This is a genomic window from Lonsdalea populi, from assembly GCF_015999465.1.
In the GTDB taxonomy this organism is placed as follows: domain Bacteria; phylum Pseudomonadota; class Gammaproteobacteria; order Enterobacterales; family Enterobacteriaceae; genus Lonsdalea; species Lonsdalea populi.
In genome coordinates this window covers 3755168-3775054 of the sequence record NZ_CP065534.1, presented here as the reverse complement: position 1 = coordinate 3775054, position 19887 = coordinate 3755168, and the positions used below count along the sequence as shown (strand labels likewise).

The window sequence follows — 19887 nt, the reverse complement described above, 5'->3', positions numbered from 1 at the left end:
GGTAAGCGTAATATACGCGGCCTCACGTTAGCCGCTTAGGCGGAAACGAAACGCTCTTTAACAATATAATCAGACAATCTGTGTGGGCACTCACAAGACACTATCGCAAAAGATACGAAAAAGTCTTGAAGAGTGAACAACAGTTAATTCATTACGAATCAACAGTAAAATTCTTTGAGCATCGCTATTAAGTTAGCAAATCAAGCTTTTAATTGAAGAGTTTGATCATGGCTCAGATTGAACGCTGGCGGCAGGCCTAACACATGCAAGTCGAGCGGCAGCGGAAGGGAGCTTGCTCCCTTGCCGGCGAGCGGCGGACGGGTGAGTAATGTCTGGGGATCTGCCCGATGGAGGGGGATAACTACTGGAAACGGTAGCTAATACCGCATAACGTCGCAAGACCAAAGTGGGGGACCTCAGGGCCTCACACCATCGGATGAACCCAGATGGGATTAGCTAGTAGGCGGGGTAAGAGCCCACCTAGGCGACGATCTCTAGCTGGTCTGAGAGGATGACCAGCCACACTGGAACTGAGACACGGTCCAGACTCCTACGGGAGGCAGCAGTGGGGAATATTGCACAATGGGGGAAACCCTGATGCAGCCATGCCGCGTGTATGAAGAAGGCCTTCGGGTTGTAAAGTACTTTCAGCGGGGAGGAAGGCAGTGAACTTAATACGTTCGCTGATTGACGTTACCCGCAGAAGAAGCACCGGCTAACTCCGTGCCAGCAGCCGCGGTAATACGGAGGGTGCAAGCGTTAATCGGAATGACTGGGCGTAAAGCGCACGCAGGCGGTTTGTTAAGTCAGATGTGAAATCCCCGAGCTTAACTTGGGAACTGCATTTGAAACTGGCAGGCTAGAGTCTTGTAGAGGGGGGTAGAATTCCAGGTGTAGCGGTGAAATGCGTAGAGATCTGGAGGAATACCGGTGGCGAAGGCGGCCCCCTGGACAAAGACTGACGCTCAGGTGCGAAAGCGTGGGGAGCAAACAGGATTAGATACCCTGGTAGTCCACGCTGTAAACGATGTCGACTTGGAGGTTGCGGTCTTGAACTGTGGCTTCCGGAGCTAACGCGTTAAGTCGACCGCCTGGGGAGTACGGCCGCAAGGTTAAAACTCAAATGAATTGACGGGGGCCCGCACAAGCGGTGGAGCATGTGGTTTAATTCGATGCAACGCGAAGAACCTTACCTACTCTTGACATCCAGAGAACTTGGCAGAGATGCCTTGGTGCCTTCGGGAGCTCTGAGACAGGTGCTGCATGGCTGTCGTCAGCTCGTGTTGTGAAATGTTGGGTTAAGTCCCGCAACGAGCGCAACCCTTATCCTTTGTTGCCAGCACGTAATGGTGGGAACTCAAAGGAGACTGCCGGTGATAAACCGGAGGAAGGTGGGGATGACGTCAAGTCATCATGGCCCTTACGAGTAGGGCTACACACGTGCTACAATGGCGCATACAAAGAGAAGCGAACTTGCGAGAGTAAGCGGACCTCATAAAGTGCGTCGTAGTCCGGATTGGAGTCTGCAACTCGACTCCATGAAGTCGGAATCGCTAGTAATCGTAGATCAGAATGCTACGGTGAATACGTTCCCGGGCCTTGTACACACCGCCCGTCACACCATGGGAGTGGGTTGCAAAAGAAGTAGGTAGCTTAACCTTCGGGAGGGCGCTTACCACTTTGTGATTCATGACTGGGGTGAAGTCGTAACAAGGTAACCGTAGGGGAACCTGCGGTTGGATCACCTCCTTACCGAAGTGAAGTGCTAGTGAAGTGCTCACACAGATTGTCTGATGAAGAAGCAAGAGCAAAAGCGCACCTGTTGATGATGAGTCTCTGACTCATGCTGATGCGGAACGATTGAGCCTGAGGGTTGAGTCGGATTTCGTGTCCCCATCGTCTAGAGGCCTAGGACACCGCCCTTTCACGGCGGTAACAGGGGTTCGAATCCCCTTGGGGACGCCATACCGATAATGAGTGAAAGGCATTATCACCTGAATATCTTAAAGATGACTTTAACGAGTCGTGTTTAAGATATTGCTCTTTAACAATCTGGAACAAGCTGAAATTTGAAACGATGCGGCTGAACATCTCTCTGCGTGCAGTATTGAGCGGTGATTTGGTTGCGTCAGAGTCTCTCAAATAATCGCAGCGTGAAGGGTGTCTTACGAGACACCTTCGGGTTGTGAGGTTAAGTGACTAAGCGTACACGGTGGATGCCTAGGCAGTCAGAGGCGATGAAGGGCGTGCTAATCTGCGAAAAGCGTCGGCAAGGTGATATGAACCGTTATACCCGACGATACCCGAATGGGGAAACCCAGTGCAATCCGTTGCACTATCATGTCATGAATACATAGTGGCATGAGGCGAACCGGGGGAACTGAAACATCTCAGTACCCCGAGGAAAAGAAATCAACCGAGATTCCCCCAGTAGCGGCGAGCGAACGGGGAGGAGCCCAGAACCTGAATCAGTTTGAGTCTTAGTGGAAGCGTCTGGAAAGTCGCACGACAGAGGGTGATAGTCCCGTACACGAAGAGGCATGAGCTGTGAGTTCGACGAGTAGGGCGGGACACGTGTTATCCTGTCTGAATATGGGGGGACCATCCTCCAAGGCTAAATACTCCTGACTGACCGATAGTGAACCAGTACCGTGAGGGAAAGGCGAAAAGAACCCCGGCGAGGGGAGTGAAATAGAACCTGAAACCGTGTACGTACAAGCAGTGGGAGCATCCTTCGGGGTGTGACTGCGTACCTTTTGTATAATGGGTCAGCGACTTATATTCTGTAGCAAGGTTAACCGCATAGGGGAGCCGCAGGGAAACCGAGTCTTAACTGGGCGTTAAGTTGCAGGGTATAGACCCGAAACCCGGTGATCTAGCCATGGGCAGGTTGAAGGTTGGGTAACACTAACTGGAGGACCGAACCGACTAATGTTGAAAAATTAGCGGATGACTTGTGGCTGGGGGTGAAAGGCCAATCAAACCGGGAGATAGCTGGTTCTCCCCGAAAGCTATTTAGGTAGCGCCTCGTGAAGTCATCTTCGGGGGTAGAGCACTGTTTCGACTAGGGGGCCATCCCGGCTTACCAACTCGATGCAAACTGCGAATACCGAAGAATGTTATCACGGGAGACACACGGCGGGTGCTAACGTCCGTCGTGAAGAGGGAAACAACCCAGACCGCCAGCTAAGGTCCCAAAGTCATGGTTAAGTGGGAAACGATGTGGGAAGGCCCAGACAGCCAGGATGTTGGCTTAGAAGCAGCCATCATTTAAAGAAAGCGTAATAGCTCACTGGTCGAGTCGGCCTGCGCGGAAGATGTAACGGGGCTAAACCATGCACCGAAGCTGCGGCAGCGACGCTTAGGCGTTGTTGGGTAGGGGAGCGTTCTGTAAGCCTGCGAAGGTGGCCTGTGAGGGCTGCTGGAGGTATCAGAAGTGCGAATGCTGACATAAGTAACGATAATGCGGGTGAAAAACCCGCACGCCGGAAGACCAAGGGTTCCTGTCCAACGTTAATCGGGGCAGGGTGAGTCGACCCCTAAGGCGAGGCCGAAAGGCGTAGTCGATGGGAAACAGGTTAATATTCCTGTACTTGGTGTTACTGCGAAGGGGGGACGGAGAAGGCTGGGTTATCCGGGCGACGGTTGTCCCGGTTTAAGCGTGTAGGTGGGTGTTTTTGGTAAATCCGGAACACCGTTAACACTGAGGCGTGACGACGAGTCACTACGGTGATGAAGTAACCGATGCCAAGCTTCCAGGAAAAGCCTCTAAGCTCCAGGTAACACGAAATCGTACCCCAAACCGACACAGGTGGTCAGGTAGAGAATACCCAGGCGCTTGAGAGAACTCGGGTGAAGGAACTAGGCAAAATGGTGCCGTAACTTCGGGAGAAGGCACGCTGGCGTTGGTGAAGGGACTGGCTCCCGGAGCTGATACCAGTCGCAGATACCAGCTGGCTGCAACTGTTTAATAAAAACACAGCACTGTGCAAACACGAAAGTGGACGTATACGGTGTGACGCCTGCCCGGTGCCGGAAGGTTAATTGATGGGGTCAGCCGCAAGGCGAAGCTCTTGATCGAAGCCCCGGTAAACGGCGGCCGTAACTATAACGGTCCTAAGGTAGCGAAATTCCTTGTCGGGTAAGTTCCGACCTGCACGAATGGCGTAATGATGGCCAGGCTGTCTCCACCCGAGACTCAGTGAAATTGAACTCGCTGTGAAGATGCAGTGTACCCGCGGCAAGACGGAAAGACCCCGTGAACCTTTACTATAGCTTGACACTGAACCTTGAGCCTTGATGTGTAGGATAGGTGGGAGGCTTTGAAGTGTGGACGCCAGTCTGCATGGAGCCGACCTTGAAATACCACCCTTTAATGTTTGATGTTCTAACGTGGGCCCCTGAACGGGGTTGCGGACAGTGTCTGGTGGGTAGTTTGACTGGGGCGGTCTCCTCCCAAAGAGTAACGGAGGAGCACGAAGGTTAGCTAATCCTGGTCGGACATCAGGAGGTTAGTGCAAAGGCATAAGCTAGCTTGACTGCGAGAGTGACGGCTCGAGCAGGTGCGAAAGCAGGTCTTAGTGATCCGGTGGTTCTGAATGGAAGGGCCATCGCTCAACGGATAAAAGGTACTCCGGGGATAACAGGCTGATACCGCCCAAGAGTTCATATCGACGGCGGTGTTTGGCACCTCGATGTCGGCTCATCACATCCTGGGGCTGAAGTAGGTCCCAAGGGTACGGCTGTTCGCCGTTTAAAGTGGTACGCGAGCTGGGTTTAGAACGTCGTGAGACAGTTCGGTCCCTATCTGCCGTGGGCGTTGGAAGATTGAGGGGGGTTGCTCCTAGTACGAGAGGACCGGAGTGAACGCACCACTGGTGTTCGGGTTGTGATGCCAATTGCATTGCCCGGTAGCTAAGTGCGGAAGAGATAACCGCTGAAAGCATCTAAGCGGGAAACTTGCCCCGAGATGAGTCTTCCCTGGGACTTCGAGTCCCCTGAAGGGCCGTTGAAGACGACGACGTAGATAGGCTGGGTGTGTAAGCGTAGCGATACGTTGAGCTAACCAGTACTAATGACCCGAGAGGCTTAACCTTACAACACCGAAGGTGTTTTAGAGAGACGAGAAGAAGTTCAGCTTGTTTGCAGATTGGTTCTGGTGGTTGCACGGAGAGCGTGTGTAACGATTGGAATGAAACAGAATTTGCCTGGCGGCGATAGCGCGGTGGTCCCACCTGACCCCATGCCGAACTCAGCAGTGAAACGCCGTAGCGCCGATGGTAGTGTGGGGTCTCCCCATGCGAGAGTAGGGAACTGCCAGGCATTAATTAAAGTAGAGACCCTCAGCGAGAGCTGGGGGTTTTTGCGTTGGGGCGGTGAAAACGGCCGGCAAATCACTCAGAGCCTGCGGCCCACGCCAGACCAGACTATGTCCCCCTAAAATGCTGAGGCTGTTGCACCTGAGAGCACGGTCGCCCATGATTTCGCGTCAGCGTGAAACTCCCGACTCTTTTTCTCTCCTTGGCTTTCTGCGCTTTCGCTGAGCCTGACCCTGTACTTATCCTATCGCTCTGAGCGACGCGACAACCGGCGACACGCCCATCCGACGATGATCCGGCAGCGTCAATGAGGCGTCGCGAGAAGCGCCGACCAGGGAAAAGGTCGCCATACGGTGAATGTAAGCCGGATGATGCCGGTCCATGACTACTGGGCTTCAAGCCATTGGCATATAAATGCGGCTATGGCGGGAGGATAATTGAGATCGAGTTGGGGAACTGAGACGTTTAACGGAACATCGCTGGCGATCGCCAGAGTGTTTTCATCGATCAAGTCAGCCACGTTATAGCCTGTCTCCTGCCGATACAGAATAATTTTTGGGATTTTCTCGTGGTGAAAGCCTTCGACTAGCACTAGATCGAGCTTTGTGAGATCCATTCTGCCAGCCAGCCACGCAATATCGGGTTCCGACTGATCCGGTGTTTCCGTCATCAATGCCCAGCGTTTGGCGCTGGCGACCAGCGTCTGCTCAGCACCCGCTTTGCGGAGACGATAGCTATCTTTGCCCGGTGTATCGATATCCATCTCGTGGTGAGTATGTTTAATCATGCCGACGCGAATGCCGGATTCTTGGATCAAGGGGATTAACTGCGTTAACAACGTCGTTTTTCCTGTACCACTGTATGCGGCGACCACCAGAAGCGGCACCGTGCTAGTCATGTTTTCTCTCCTCTCGCCACTCAGTAAGTTCTTCTGGCGTATTAAGATTTCGAAATGCCTGAGGTTGTTCGCTGAACGATACGGGCTGAGCATCAATGTGTTTGAGAAACAGCATTAGTTTGCGGTCGCCCTTGGACAGGAAGGCCTTAAGCGCTTGGGTCTGGCTTTTATTGATGAGAAGTAACGCCGGATGGTCGCGTTCGCCGTCAGTCGCATAGGCCGCAGGATGAAGACCGATGTGCTGTTGTAAGCGAGAGACGAGATTCAACGGTAACGCTGGCATATCACAGGGAGCAAAAAGCGCCCATTCGGTCTCCATAATGGTCAACCCTGTATACATCCCCGCTAAAGGTCCGGCAAACTGGCGGTTTATATCACCGATCGCCGGATAACCGCTTTGCTGGTAACGTTCATGATGACGGTTGGTATTAATAAGTAGGTTATCCACCTGGCTTGCCAGCCGTGTTAAAACGTGTCGATACAGCGGTATGCCATCCAACAGGAGCAGACCTTTGTCGTGACCACCCATCCGTGAGGATTGTCCGCCAGCTAGAATAATTCCCGTGATCATAATGTTTCGACCTAAATATAAATGATGCTGACTGAGTGAAAGCAACGGCATAACGCCAAGCGCTTTCCTCATACTAAGTACACTACTATTCGAATTGAGTATGGAGAACCGACCATGAAATGTCATCGCGTGAATGAGTTAGTTGAACTGTTGCACCCGGCCTGGCAGCTGGAGCCCGATTTGAATTTGATGGAATTTTTACAAAAACTTGCACAGGAAGCAGGGTTTGAGGGGGCGCTAGTCGATCTGACTGATGATATCCTTATCTACCATTTAAAAATGCGCGGCTCTAACCAGGAGCAACCGATCCCTGGGTTGCAGAAAGATTTTGAAGTTGATTTCAAAACGGCGATCCTGCGGGCCCGCGGAGTCATCAAAGACTAATGAAAAGCTTGTTTTTCGCGTCGATGCGCGGGTACGCCTTTTTGCAACTGGAGCGTTAAACGCAATGCATGATGCTGTTTTCAATTTTCATACGCTATCGCCCGACGTCATCATGGATGCGCTATGGTCTGCGGGCGTCCGCGTAGACTCCGGATTAATCGCGCTGAATAGCTACGAAAACCGGGTATACCAGCTCAGTGATGAAGATCGCCGGCGTTACGTGGTTAAATTTTATCGTCCTCAGCGCTGGATCAAGGCTCAAATCGCCGAAGAGCATCAGTTTGCCGCTGAACTGGCGCAGGATGAAGTGCCGGTCGTTGCTCCTTTGGCGCTGCAGGGGAAAACCTTGCATGAGCATAACGGCTTTTTCTTTACCGTCTTTCCAAGCGTAGGAGGAAGGCAGTATGAAATAGATAACGACGATCAACTGGAAGGGGTCGGTCGTTATTTGGGACGCATTCATCAAACTGGCCGTAAGCGTGATTTCGTCGTGCGGCCGACTATCGGCCTACAGGAGTATCTGCATGAGCCGTTTGATGAGCTATCCCGATGCGCTTTGATACCGGCTTCGCTGCGGGAAACTTTTCTGAACGCGACCGATCGCTTGATTCAGGAAGTGAAGCGCTGCTGGCATGACGACTGGGCGTCTGCCCGCCTGCACGGAGATTGCCACCCCGGCAACATTCTGTGGCGCGATGGCCCCTTGTTCGTCGATTTGGATGATGCCCGTAACGGTCCCTCCATTCAGGATTTGTGGATGCTTCTGCATGGCGAGCGACGCGAGCAACGAATCCAGCTGGATATACTGTTGGAAGCTTACAGCGAGTTTTCTTCTTTCGAAGAGAAGGAACTGGCGCTCATCGAACCGCTGCGGGCGATGAGAATGATTCACTATCTGGCTTGGGTTGCCCGACGTTGGCAGGATCCTGCGTTTCCAAGGAGTTTTCCCTGGATGCAGGATGCCGACTTCTGGTCGAAACAGGCCTCCACCTTTGTCGAGCAGGTTAAGCTGTTGCAGGAACCGCCTTTGCAGCTGACGCCGATGTACTAAAGTTAACGGAGAAAAGAGTGATATGAAGAAAGTATGGCTAACATTGATTGGTGTCATCATGGCGTTCAGTGCCTCCGCAGCAGATTTCAGCGAGGGGAAACAGTTTGTTACGCTGGATAAGCCTGCAACGCAGGAACCACAGGTGCTGGAGTTTTTCTCTTTTTATTGCCCGCACTGCTATCAGTTTTCCCAGATTTATCAGATCCCTGACGCGATAAAGAAAACGTTGCCGGCTGGCACCAAGATGGTTAAGTATCACGTGGATTTCCTGGGACCTTTAGGCAAAAACCTGACGGAAGCGTGGGCCGTCGCTATCGCTCTGGGCGTTGAAGATAAAATCAGCCCGCTCATGTTTGATGCGGTACAGAAAAATCAGACGGTCCAGAAACCGGAAGATATCCGCAAAATCTTCATTTCTGCGGGTGTTAAAGGCGAAGATTACGACAGCGCGCTTAACAGCTTCGTCGTAAAATCCCTGGTGGTACAGCAGGCCAAAGCGGCGGCGGATTTGCAGCTGCGCGGTGTTCCGGCTCTGTTTGTGAACGGAAAATATATGGTTAAGAATGACGGTCTGGATACCAGCTCAATGGACGTTTACGTCCAGCAATATACTGAAGTCGTGAAATTCCTAATCTCTAAAAAGTAATGTAAGCCGACGCCATGCGGTGAGAGCCGTGTGGCGTCGATTTTTCTGAAAGCGAATCTTCCTTGGAAAATGACTTGGTGAAAGTGTATTTTCATTTCATAGGTATCCACAAATCTTATGTTTACCATCAACGACCAGTAAAGACGGTTTTTTATCTCATTTAACTGATTTTACTTGAAAATTTAATTACCCCTTTGTGATATTTATTCTCCTGTTAATTATTTAAGTATTTCTACACACAAACTTATCCACAGGGGGTTCTGCGATACATTACGAAGGCGCCGCCGTCTTTACGCGTTATTATTCGTCTCTTCCTGCCACCTATGGCATGCTTATACGATGGCTGGAAATAACAATTGAAACAGATTATGGCTCAAATAGCAGACAACCCTTTAATTCTCGTCGACGGTTCCTCTTACTTGTACCGCGCCTATCACGCTTTCCCCCCGCTGACGAACAGTGCGGGCGAACCTACCGGGGCGATGTATGGTGTGCTAAACATGCTGCGCAGCCTGTTACTTCAATATCATCCCAGCCACGTTGCGGTTGTGTTTGATGCGAAAGGAAAAACCTTTCGCGATGAGCTGTTTGAACATTACAAATCTCACCGACCCCCGATGCCGGATGACCTGCGGGCTCAGATCGAGCCGTTGCACAAAATGGTCAGGGCGATGGGCCTGCCGTTGTTAGCGGTTTCCGGCGTAGAAGCGGACGATGTCATCGGCACGCTGGCGCAGCAGGCGGAGTTGAAGTCGACGCCGGTTCTGATCAGCACCGGTGATAAAGATATGGCGCAGTTGGTAACGCCCAATATCACCCTGATTAACACCATGAACAACGCTATCCTGGGTCCTCAGGAGGTGTGCGACAAATATGGTATCCCGCCGGAGCTGATCATCGATTTCCTCGCGCTGATGGGCGACGCTTCCGATAACATTCCCGGCGTGCCGGGCATTGGCGAGAAAACGGCGCAGGCGCTGTTACAGGGACTGGGCGGTTTAGATATGCTGTACGCCAATCTGGATAAAATCGCCGATCTTTCCTTCCGCGGCGCTAAAACCATGGCGGCTAAACTGGAACAGCATAAAGAGGTGGCTTACCTCTCTTACCAGTTGGCTACGATCAAAACCGATGTTGAGCTGGAGCTGAGCTGCGAACAGCTGGCGGTCACCGAGCCGCAAGTGGACGAGCTGAGTGAGCTGTTCAGGCATTATGAGTTCCGGCGTTGGCAGATTGAACTGGAATCGGGAATCTGGTTGCAGGGCAAAAAGAGCCCGGTTGCGGCACAAAATAAACTCGTGATAGAAGAAAAAAGTGCGCCTGCGGTTGAGAGCACTCTATCGCAGGAAGGCTACGTCATCATTCTGGATGAAAAGACGCTTGATACGTGGATTAACCGTCTGAAGTCAGCCGACGTTTTTGCGTTCGATACGGAAACCGACAGTCTGGATACGCTGAGCGCCAATTTGGTCGGCATCTCGTTCTCCGATAAGCCGGGCGAGGCCGCCTATCTGCCGTTGGGTCACGACTATTTGGATGCCCCGGCACAGATGACGTGCGACAGAGCGTTAGAACTGCTCAAGCCGCTGCTGGAAGATCCTGCCGTACTGAAAGTCGGTCAGAATCTGAAGTACGATCGCGGCGTGCTGGCCCGCTACAACATTGAGTTGCAGGGAATGGCGTTCGACACGATGCTGGAATCTTATGTGCTGGACAGTGTGGGCGGCCGTCACGATATGGACAGCATGGCATCACGCTACCTGCAGCATAAAACCATCTCGTTTGAAGAGATTGCTGGCAAAGGCAAAAATCAGCTTACCTTTAATCAAATCCCGTTGGAACAGGCGGCGGTGTATGCGGCGGAAGATGCCGATGTCACGCTGCATTTGCACCAGACGCTGTGGGAAAAGCTGGAAAAAGAGCCTGAGCTACGAAACGTTTTCGACAATATCGATATGCCGCTGGTGCCGATTTTGTCGCGTATGGAACGCAACGGCGTATTGATTGACGCCAGCATTCTTGCCGAGCACTCCAAAGAGTTGACGAAGCGACTGGCGGAGCTTGAAGTTGAAGTTCATGAACTGGCTGGCGAGCCTTTCAATCTCTCTTCTACCAAACAGTTGCAGCACATTCTGTATGAAAAGCTGCAGCTACCCATCAGGAAGAAAACCCCGAAAGGGGCGCCTTCCACCAACGAAGAAGTGCTGGCGGAACTGGCGTTGGACTATCCGTTGCCGAAGCTGATTCTGGAGTATCGCGGCTTGGCGAAGCTGAAATCTACCTATACGGATAAGCTGCCGGTGATGATCAATCCGCTGACGGGAAGGGTACACACGTCCTATCATCAGGCGGTGACGGCGACCGGTCGGTTGTCTTCCAGCGATCCCAACCTGCAAAACATCCCGGTGCGTAACGAGGAAGGGCGGCGTATCCGTCAGGCGTTTATCGCCAGCGAAGGCTACAGCATCGTCGCGGCGGACTATTCACAAATCGAATTGCGTATCATGGCTCATCTTTCTCGGGATGCCGGACTGCTGCGGGCCTTCTCTGAGGGATTGGATATTCATCGCGCCACGGCGGCGGAAGTGTTTGGTTCTCCGTTGGATAAGGTGACGTCCGAGCAGCGACGCAGCGCCAAGGCGATCAACTTTGGTCTCATTTACGGCATGAGCGCCTTTGGTCTGTCTCGACAGCTCAATATTCCGCGCAATGAATCTCAGAAATACATGGATCTCTATTTCGAGCGATATCCGGGCGTGCTGGAGTATATGGAGCGCACGCGTGAGCAGGCGGCTGAACAGGGTTATGTTTCCACGCTGGATGGTCGACGCCTTTATCTGCCGGAAATTAACGCGCGAAATGCCATGAGCCGTAAGGCGGCGGAACGTGCGGCGATCAATGCGCCGATGCAGGGGACGGCGGCGGATATCATCAAGAAAGCGATGATTGCCATCGACGGCTGGCTGCAACAACAGGATGAACCGCTGGTGACCATGATTATGCAGGTTCACGATGAATTGGTCTTTGAAGTCCATGACTCAGTGCTGGAGCAATCCAAGGCGAAAATCAAAGCCTTAATGGAAGGATGCATGAAGCTGGATGTGCCGCTGCGTGTCGACGTGGGAACCGGTATTAGCTGGGATCAGGCACACTAACTCACCCTCCTTTTTCTTTCTAAAACGGTGCTATTTGCCCTGCCCTGTTATGACTTGCGGCAGGCAATCTCTGCATACTTAATGCCCAAAATTCATTATGTTATCTAGCATAACTATTGACAAACTTGAGTCATGTTCATCAGAAAACGGGCCGTTTTGTAATTAAGCTACAAGATTATGCGGCGATGTCCACTTTTATGGCGATGCTTTACGCAATGCGTGAAAGTAAACAACAAAAAAATCTTTGTAGCCGTAAAAAAATAGGGTAGAGTTGTTGCCGTAGGGTACAGAGGTAAGATGTTCTATCTTTCAGACCTTTTACTTCACGTAATCGGATTTGGCTGAATATTAGCCGCCCCGCTCGGTTTTCTGAGCGGGGCGTTTTTTATCGGGGTGCTGAAATTCTGAACGCGGGGCTGTCAATTTCGATGGGTTATTAAACCCATGATATCAGGCATTATTCGCCCTGTTCGGGGAAGTCTTCGAAGGGGGTGCCGTTGAACCAGCTGTCCAGTTTTTCGCGCAGCTTATCAACGCCGCTCTTTTTCAGAGACGAGAAGGTCTCCACCTGAATATCGCCCATCAGCGGCAGTATGGCTTCACGCACCACGTTCAGTTGCGCTTTGCGCGCGCCCTGAGCCAGCTTGTCCGCTTTAGTCAGCAAAACCAGCACCGGCAGTTCTGCAGCAACAGCCCACTCCAGCATCTGCTGGTCAAGATCCTTCAGCGGATGGCGGATATCCATCAGCACCACCAATCCCTGCAGGCACTGACGTTTCTGCAGATATTCGCCCAAGGCGCGTTGCCATGTCCGCTTCATCTCTTCCGGCACTTCCGCGTAGCCGTAGCCGGGCAAGTCCACCAGCCGTATGCCGTCGACCACCTCAAACAGGTTGATGAGCTGAGTACGCCCAGGGGTTTTACTGGTTCTGGCCAGGCTTTTTTGATTGGTTAGCGTATTAAGAGCACTGGACTTTCCGGCGTTTGAACGTCCAGCAAAGGCGACTTCAATACCGATATCTGCGGGCAAATGGCGAATGTCCGGGGCACTGGTAACGAAATGGGTCACCTGGTAGTTGTATTGATGGGTCACAATTTTCGTCTCTGTCTGGATTAATAGTTACTCAGCGATTATACCTGTAACTTGCCGTGGCTGTGGTCTTTATCTGTATCGTCACTTTGACGACATCAGCGTAATATCGTGAAAAAATAAAAGCTTCTTCCGTGAAGTTGGGTGCTTTTTTATTCGTGCGCTTTCTGCTAGATTCCGCCTCAATTCCCTACAATCTTAATCATCTGAGATCGATACCATGAAACAGCCCTTCAAACGGCCGGGCGGTAAGGCCGCCAAACCTAAAATCAAAAGAAAAACCCGTGAAGAATTGGATACCGAAGCTCGTGCACGTAAGCGTCAGAAAAAACGTCGTGGACTGGCTGCGGGAAGCCGCGCCCAGGGCGGAAACGATAACAAGACGTCTTCCGGACTGGGAAAAGTTGTCGATCCGCGTATCGGCAGCAAGAAAAAGATCCCGCTGACCCCGGCGGATGAAATCCCGGTGGTTTCCGTGGCAGAGCCTGAGCTAGAACAACGGGCGACGCTGTCACCGGAAGCCGAGCTGGAGATGCTGGAAAACGATCCGCGTCTGGACGAACTGCTCGATCTGCTTGAAAAAGGGGAGACGCTTTCCGTGAAAGATCAATCCTGGGTCGACGAGAAACTCGACCGTATCGATGCGCTGATGGAGCTGCTGGGCATCGAGCTGGATGACGACGAAGAAGAGGAAAAGCCTCAGGAAGATATGCTGCAGTTGCTTAAACGCAACCAGCCCACAGACGGTCATTGATGTTAAAAGGGGTGTTTCTGATTTTAACCTTGATGGTTATGTGTTTTTTGCTGAGTCTGTTGGCTAAACTGTGGTGTCTGTCGAACAGGAAGACGCGATTGCTGCGACGCAGCCTGTCTTCCCGGCAGCAGCCAATACCGCAGAGACGGTCAGGCAATAAACGATACCGCAAGGAGTAAGCAGCACTATGTCTGGAACGAGCATCGATTGGGATTTGGAGCTGATACAAAAGTATAACTACTCCGGTCCCCGCTATACGTCTTACCCTACCGCGCTGGAATTCACCGAAAGCTACGATGAATCCGCTTTTCTGCAATCGGTCGCTCGTTACCCCGAGAGACCGCTTTCCCTGTATATCCACATCCCGTTTTGCCATCGTCTGTGCTATTTCTGCGGGTGCAACAAGCTGGTGACGCGTCAGCTGCACAAGGCGGACGAGTATCTGGATGTCCTTGAACAGGAAATCCGTCAGCGAGCCCCACTGTTCGCCGGAAGAATCGTCACTCAGATGCATTGGGGCGGCGGAACCCCGACGTTCCTGAATGCAAAACAAATCACCCGCTTAATGGCGCTGTTGCGCGAGCAGTTTACGTTTGACGCTCATGCGGAGATGTCGCTGGAGATAGACCCGCGTGAAATCGAGTTGGATATCGTGGATCACCTGTATCAGGAAGGGTTCAATCGCCTGAGCATGGGGGTACAAGATTTCAATAAAGAGGTTCAGCGATTGGTCAATCGTGAACAGGACGAAACGTTTATCTTTGCCCTAATCGAACGGGCCAAAGCGCTCGGGTTCACCTCCACCAATATCGATTTGATTTACGGTCTGCCGAAACAGACGCCGGAAAGTTTCGCCTATACGCTCCAACGCGTGGCAGAGTTAGGCCCGCACCGGTTAAGTGTGTTCAACTACGCCCACCTTCCGACATTATTTGCCGCGCAGCGGAAAATAAAGGAAGCGGATTTGCCTGGCGCTGAGCAGAAGCTGGATATTTTACAGCAGACGATCCATGACCTGACCGCCTCGGGTTATCAGTTCATCGGCATGGACCATTTTGCGCGCCCCGACGATGAGTTGGCGGTGGCGCAGCGCGAAGGGAAACTGCATCGAAACTTTCAGGGCTATACGACGCAGGGCGAGACTGATTTGCTGGGGATGGGTGTCTCCGCGATTAGTATGATCGGTGATAGTTATGCTCAGAATCAGAAGGTCTTAAAGGACTACTACACTCAGGTCCAGACCCAGGGCAACGCGCTGTGGCGCGGCGTGCAATTAACGCATGACGATTGCATTCGTCGGGATGTCATTAAAACGCTGATCTGCAACTTCAGGCTAAGCTATGCTGCGATAGAAGCGGAACATCAGATTGATTTCGAAGATTATTTCTCTGAGGATCTGACCTTGCTGGAGCCGATGGTGGCTGATGGTCTGATTGAGGCGACGTCTCGGGAGCTGATTGTGACGCCGAAGGGGCGCTTGCTGATCCGCAATATTTGCATGTGTTTCGACATTTATCTGCGCAGTAAGATGCAAACTCGCCAGTTCTCACGGGTGATATAAGTCCCGATAGAAATAAAAACAGCCGCTTTGCGGCTGTTTTTATCTTTCCTGCCAGCGTGAACCCACGGTGATGGCCTGCGGGATCAGTTAAAAAAGTTAATCAAGGCGGCACACAAAACGGCTGCGATGGCTGTCTGCGGGGAGTGTCCCACCGCATTGCCCATTTCAGCGCCTTGTGACAACGCCGAAAAAAGTGATTCCAGCATGGTTATATTCTCCTGTCAGCGCAGCGATCATACTGCTGATTATGATCATGTAAAGTATAAATTTACGACAATCATCCCTGCGCTGAGGCCTTCTTTTTCCTCTGCTCCCGCAGGGGGACGACTCTGCCTGCCAGAGAGCCCTCGGGCGTTACTCCATCCCCAACTCTTTCAGCTTGCGCGTGAGCGTATTACGCCCCCAGCCCAACAGACGAGCGGCTTCCTGTTTATGCCCCTGCGTATGGCGCAGCGCGGTCGTCAGCAGTGTTCTCTCCATTTCTGGCTGGGCTTCAGCCAGCAGGTTTTGATGACCGGAACGTAGCGCCCGGTCAGCCCATTGCGCCAGCAGGGTCGCCCAGCTGTCGGGTTGGACGTGTACCGTGGCGTCAGGCGCGGTGGTTTCAAACAGCTCTGGCGGCAAATCCTGAATCAGTACCTCCTGACCCGCGGCCATGACAGTCAACCAACGGCAGGTATTTTCCAACTGGCGGACGTTGCCGGGCCACGGCAAACGCGTCAGCGCCGCTTCGGTCTCAGGATGCAGGTTCTTCGGTTCAACCCCCAGTTCCTTGGCGGTCGCTTGCAAGAAGTAGCGGGCGAGGCGTGGAATATCTTCCCGGCGCTCGCGCAGCGGCGGCAAATGTACGCGGATGACGTTCAGACGGTGGAATAAATCCTCGCGAAACTTGCCTTCCTGCACCCGCAGTTCCAGATTTTGGTGGGTCGCGGCAATAATACGCACGTCGACTTTGACCGCCGCGTAGCCGCCGACGCGGTAGAACTGTCCGTCCGCCAGTACACGCAGCAGGCGAGTCTGCACATCTAACGGCATATCGCCAATTTCATCCAGAAACAGCGTGCCGCCATCGGCCTGTTCAAAGCGGCCTTGGCGGATCTGATTAGCGCCGGTGAAGGCGCCTTTTTCATGGCCGAACAGTTCTGATTCGATCAAATCCTTAGGGATCGCGGCCATGTTCAACGCGATGAAAGGGGCTTTGGCGCGAGGGCTGTGGCGATGCAACGCATGCGCGACTAGCTCCTTACCCGTACCGGACTCCCCGTTGATCAAGACGCTGATGGAAGAGCGCGAAAGGCGTCCGATGATCCGGAATACGTCCTGCATCGCGGGCGCTTCCCCGATGATGTCCGTCGTCGGCCCGCTGATAGGCTGATTACGGACCGGCTGCTGCTGCTCCATGTAGTGGCTGATGGCGCGTTCCACCAGCGCGACCGCTTCATCAATATCAAAAGGTTTTGGCAGATAATCGAAGGCGCCCTGCTGATAGGCGCTGACCGCCGCATCGAGATCGGAATGCGCCGTCATGATAATGACCGGCAGCATGGGGTGGCGCTGTTTAATCTGCTGAAGCAGGGCCAGGCCGTCCATTCCCGGCATACGGATATCGGAAAGCAGCACATCAGGCGTTTGCGTAGATAACGCATTCAACGCCTGATTTCCGTTATCGAACGTAGCGCACGTTAAGCCGGCTCCGGTGAGAGCGCGTTCGAGCACCCAGCGGATGGAGCTATCGTCGTCGACAATCCAGACTATCCCTCGTTGCATCATGGACCTCACTGGCGAATGGGCAGATAAACCGAAAACTCGGTGTGACCTGGCCAACTGTTAAATTCAATTTTACCGGAGTGCTGATCGATAAGATTACGGGCTATCGACAGTCCGAGTCCGGTACCGCCTTCGCGTCCGCTGACCATCGGATAAAACAAGGTATCCTGCAAATGGGCCGGAACGCCCGGGCCGTCATCCTCAATATCTATGCGCGCCACCAGGCGATAACGGACGCCGTGCAGCGTCAGCTGGAAGGCGGTGCGAGTCCGGATCGTGATGGAACCGCCTTCTTCTCCCAACGCCTGCAACGCATTGCGGGTGATGTTCAACAGGACCTGTTCAATTTGATCCGGGTCGTGCATCAGCTCCGGCAGGCTGGGGTCGTAGTCTCTGACCAGCGTGACGTTATCGGCCTTTTCCAATGAAACCAGCTGGAAAACCCGTTCAGCAACCTGGTGAATGCTTTGCGTCACATGCAGCCCCGGCTGCTGCGGCCCCAATAGGCGATCGACCAGATTACGCAGGCGATCCGCCTGTTCGATAATGACTTTGGTGTATTCCGTCAGCGATGGGTCCGGCAACGCTTTGGACAGCAGTTGCGCCGCGCCGCGCAAGCCTCCCAGCGGATTTTTGATTTCATGGGCAAGCCCGCGCACCAGATCTCTCGCCGCAAGCTGCTGCGCGTGTTGCAGCTGCTCCTGACTGAGTTTGCGCTGGTTATCCATCGGCGCCATTTCCAACAAAATAAAATCATTTTGAATACGCTGCGCCGTCAGCGACATAATATGGGCTCGGCCGTCGACCACGATGGTGACTTCATTGTCCGTAAATCCCTGTCCGGAATTTAGACTGTCCAGCATCAGATCAATATTAAGCGAAAAATAACCCAGCAGTTCAGGCAGTGGCGTTCCCGACAGTTTTCGCGAGCTCTGAGCCAGAAGTTGTTGCGCTGCTGGGTTGGAATAGTGGATCGCCAGATTTTTATCCAGCAGTAGGATGCTGTTGATTAAAGAATTGAGGATCTGCCCAGCATCGGGCAGCGTGCCTGTTGCCATAACGCAGACTCCTGCACTATTTTAGTGCGTTACATTCTGGATTGATTACTGTGACTTAGCAACCGTGCGATGTTGCGCGGAGAAAAAAGCCCATCCGAAGATGGGCTGAAAAGTTTCCACGGCAACAAAATAAACAAGAACGTTTGTTAGCGACGGCAGTTTCAACACCATTATTATTCGGGCCTGCCGTCATTGCGCGAATACTTACACGCTGTAATACAGTTCGAACTCTACCGGGTGCGGAGTCATACGTACGCGGTCGTTTTCTGCGCGACGCAGTTCGATGTAAGCATCGATAGAGTCTTCGGTGAACACGCCGCCGCGGGTCAGGAACTCACGGTCTTCGTTCAACGCATTCAGCGCTTCTTCCAGCGAGCCTGCCACGGTCGGGATTTCGCTCGCTTCTTCCGGCGGCAGATCGTAGAGGTTCTTATCCATGGCGTCGCCAGGATGGATCTTATTGATGATGCCGTCTAAGCCAGCCATCAGTAGCGCGGTGAAAGCCAGGTATGGGTTGGCTGCCGGATCCGGGAAGCGAACTTCGATACGACGCGCTTTCGGGCTAGCAACCACCGGGATTCGGATGGATGCAGAACGGTTACGCGCGGAGTAAGCCAACATGACCGGCGCTTCATAGCCTGGAACTAGTCGTTTGTACGAGTTGGTCGCCGGATTGGTCAGAGCGTTGATGGCTTTCGCATGTTTAATCACGCCGCCGATGTAGTACAGCGCCATTTCGGACAAGCCGCCGTATTTATCGCCGGAGAACAGGTTCACGCCGTCTTTGGACAGAGACATGTGGCAGTGCATACCGGATCCGTTATCGCCGAACATCGGTTTCGGCATGAATGTCGCCGTTTTACCGAAAGCGTGCGCGACGTTGTGAACGACGTATTTGTAAATCTGGATTTCGTCGGCTTTCTTGGTCATGGTGTTAAAGCGGGTTGCCACTTCATTCTGACCCGCTGTCGCCACTTCGTGGTGATGGGCTTCAACGACCAGACCCATCTGCTCCATGGTCAGACACATGGTGGAACGGATGTCCTGAGAAGAGTCGACAGGCGGAACTGGGAAGTAACCGCCTTTTACGGATGGACGGTGGCCTTTGTTGCCGCCTTCGTATTCTTTGCTGGAGTTCCAGGCACCTTCGATATCATCAATGGTGACGTGAGAGCCGGAGATACTGCTGCCGAAACGAACGTCATCAAATAGGAAGAACTCGGGTTCTGGCCCGAACAGTACCGTATCCGCAATGCCGGAAGAACTCAGAAAGTCCTCTGCGCGTTTGGCGATGGAACGCGGATCGCGGTCGTAGCCCTGCATGGTGCCTGGCTCGAGGACGTCACAGCGGATGATCAGCGTAGACTCTTCGTAGAACGGGTCGAGAACGGCGGTCGTGACGTCAGGCATTAACACCATGTCTGATTCGTTGATGCCTTTCCATCCGCCGATAGAAGAACCATCGAACATTTTGCCGTCTTCGAAGAAATCTGAATCTACCTGATGGGAAGGGATCGTGACGTGCTGCTCTTTACCTTTAGTATCGGTGAAACGAAGGTCGACGAATTTCACCTCATGTTCTTTCAGCAGCGTCAAAACGTGTTCAACTGACATACTTGGTTCTCCCGGGTTAT

The 19887-nt window shown here is 52.8% G+C and carries 14 protein-coding genes, 1 tRNA gene and 3 rRNA genes; 11 read left to right on the top strand and 7 right to left on the bottom strand.

From position 1 onward, the window contains the following. The first annotated feature begins 209 nt into the window (after window positions 1–209). From I6N93_RS16745 to rrf, 4 genes are all read left to right on the top strand, one after another. Window positions 210–1752: ribosomal RNA gene (locus I6N93_RS16745) — 16S ribosomal RNA — on the top strand. Window positions 1753–1889: 137 nt separating this feature from the next. Next, window positions 1890–1965: transfer RNA gene (locus I6N93_RS16740), tRNA-Glu, on the top strand. 224 nt (window positions 1966–2189) lie between these two features. Further along, a 23S ribosomal RNA gene (locus I6N93_RS16735) occupies window positions 2190–5096 on the top strand. Between the two features lie 110 nt (window positions 5097–5206). Next, window positions 5207–5322, top strand: a 5S ribosomal RNA gene (gene rrf / locus I6N93_RS16730). Together the 16S, 23S and 5S rRNA genes with 1 tRNA gene alongside form the textbook arrangement of a ribosomal RNA operon. A gap of 381 nt (window positions 5323–5703) precedes the next feature. Here the strand turns inward: rrf and mobB are convergent. Both mobB and mobA read right to left on the bottom strand, forming a co-directional pair. Continuing rightward, window positions 5704–6216, bottom strand: coding sequence for a molybdopterin-guanine dinucleotide biosynthesis protein MobB (gene mobB, locus I6N93_RS16725; protein WP_085686557.1), 513 nt, complete (start codon window positions 6214–6216; stop codon window positions 5704–5706). Next, entirely contained in the window at window positions 6209–6787 is a 579-nt protein-coding gene (gene mobA, locus I6N93_RS16720; RefSeq protein WP_085686709.1) for a molybdenum cofactor guanylyltransferase MobA, read from the bottom strand. Before mobA ends, mobB begins: the two co-directional genes overlap by 8 nt. A 114-nt stretch (window positions 6788–6901) precedes the next feature. Between mobA and I6N93_RS16715 the strand changes: the two genes are divergently transcribed. The 5 genes from I6N93_RS16715 to I6N93_RS17510 all read left to right on the top strand — a co-directional run bounded on the left by I6N93_RS16715 (window position 6902) and on the right by I6N93_RS17510 (window position 12368). Beyond that, on the top strand, window positions 6902–7171 hold the full coding sequence (locus tag I6N93_RS16715; protein ID WP_085686559.1) for a YihD family protein: 270 nt from the start codon (window positions 6902–6904) through the stop codon (window positions 7169–7171). Window positions 7172–7235: 64 nt separating this feature from the next. After that, a complete protein-coding gene (locus I6N93_RS16710; RefSeq protein WP_085686560.1) occupies window positions 7236–8222 on the top strand; it encodes a serine/threonine protein kinase in 987 nt (328 codons plus the stop codon). 22 nt (window positions 8223–8244) lie between these two features. Then, on the top strand, window positions 8245–8868 hold the full coding sequence (dsbA, locus tag I6N93_RS16705; RefSeq protein ID WP_085686562.1) for a thiol:disulfide interchange protein DsbA: 624 nt from the start codon (window positions 8245–8247) through the stop codon (window positions 8866–8868). Window positions 8869–9236: 368 nt separating this feature from the next. Next, on the top strand, window positions 9237–12023 hold the full coding sequence (gene polA / locus I6N93_RS16700; RefSeq protein ID WP_085686711.1) for a DNA polymerase I: 2787 nt from the start codon (window positions 9237–9239) through the stop codon (window positions 12021–12023). Window positions 12024–12320: 297 nt separating this feature from the next. Further along, entirely contained in the window at window positions 12321–12368 is a 48-nt protein-coding gene (locus tag I6N93_RS17510; RefSeq protein WP_071892919.1) for a spot 42 RNA, inhibition of DNA synthesis, read from the top strand. Between the two features lie 112 nt (window positions 12369–12480). Here the strand turns inward: I6N93_RS17510 and yihA are convergent, their stop codons facing one another. Further along, a complete protein-coding gene (gene yihA, locus I6N93_RS16695; RefSeq protein WP_085686564.1) occupies window positions 12481–13119 on the bottom strand; it encodes a ribosome biogenesis GTP-binding protein YihA/YsxC in 639 nt (212 codons plus the stop codon). A 214-nt stretch (window positions 13120–13333) separates the two neighbouring features. Between yihA and yihI the strand changes: the two genes are divergently transcribed. Both yihI and hemN read left to right on the top strand, forming a co-directional pair. Further along, window positions 13334–13867, top strand: coding sequence for a Der GTPase-activating protein YihI (gene yihI / locus I6N93_RS16690; RefSeq protein WP_085686565.1), 534 nt, complete (start codon window positions 13334–13336; stop codon window positions 13865–13867). A gap of 187 nt (window positions 13868–14054) precedes the next feature. Next, complete coding sequence (hemN, locus tag I6N93_RS16685) at window positions 14055–15428, top strand: oxygen-independent coproporphyrinogen III oxidase (protein ID WP_085686567.1); 1374 nt, start codon at window positions 14055–14057, stop codon at window positions 15426–15428. Window positions 15429–15511: 83 nt separating this feature from the next. Here hemN and I6N93_RS16680 read toward each other — a convergent pair whose 3' ends face one another. From I6N93_RS16680 to glnA, 4 genes are all read right to left on the bottom strand, one after another. After that, window positions 15512–15634 carry a YshB family small membrane protein gene (locus tag I6N93_RS16680; RefSeq protein ID WP_139829920.1) on the bottom strand — a complete coding sequence of 41 codons (123 nt, stop codon included), beginning with the start codon at window positions 15632–15634 and terminating at the stop codon, window positions 15512–15514. Between the two features lie 148 nt (window positions 15635–15782). After that, on the bottom strand, window positions 15783–17195 hold the full coding sequence (glnG, locus tag I6N93_RS16675) for a nitrogen regulation protein NR(I) (RefSeq protein WP_026743683.1): 1413 nt from the start codon (window positions 17193–17195) through the stop codon (window positions 15783–15785). An 8-nt stretch (window positions 17196–17203) separates the two neighbouring features. After that, the gene (glnL, locus tag I6N93_RS16670; RefSeq protein ID WP_085686569.1) at window positions 17204–18253 is read right to left on the bottom strand and encodes a nitrogen regulation protein NR(II); all 1050 of its coding nucleotides are present in this window, start codon (window positions 18251–18253) and stop codon (window positions 17204–17206) included. 204 nt (window positions 18254–18457) lie between these two features. Beyond that, complete coding sequence (gene glnA / locus I6N93_RS16665; RefSeq protein WP_085686571.1) at window positions 18458–19867, bottom strand: glutamate--ammonia ligase; 1410 nt, start codon at window positions 19865–19867, stop codon at window positions 18458–18460. Window positions 19868–19887: the final 20 nt, after the last annotated feature.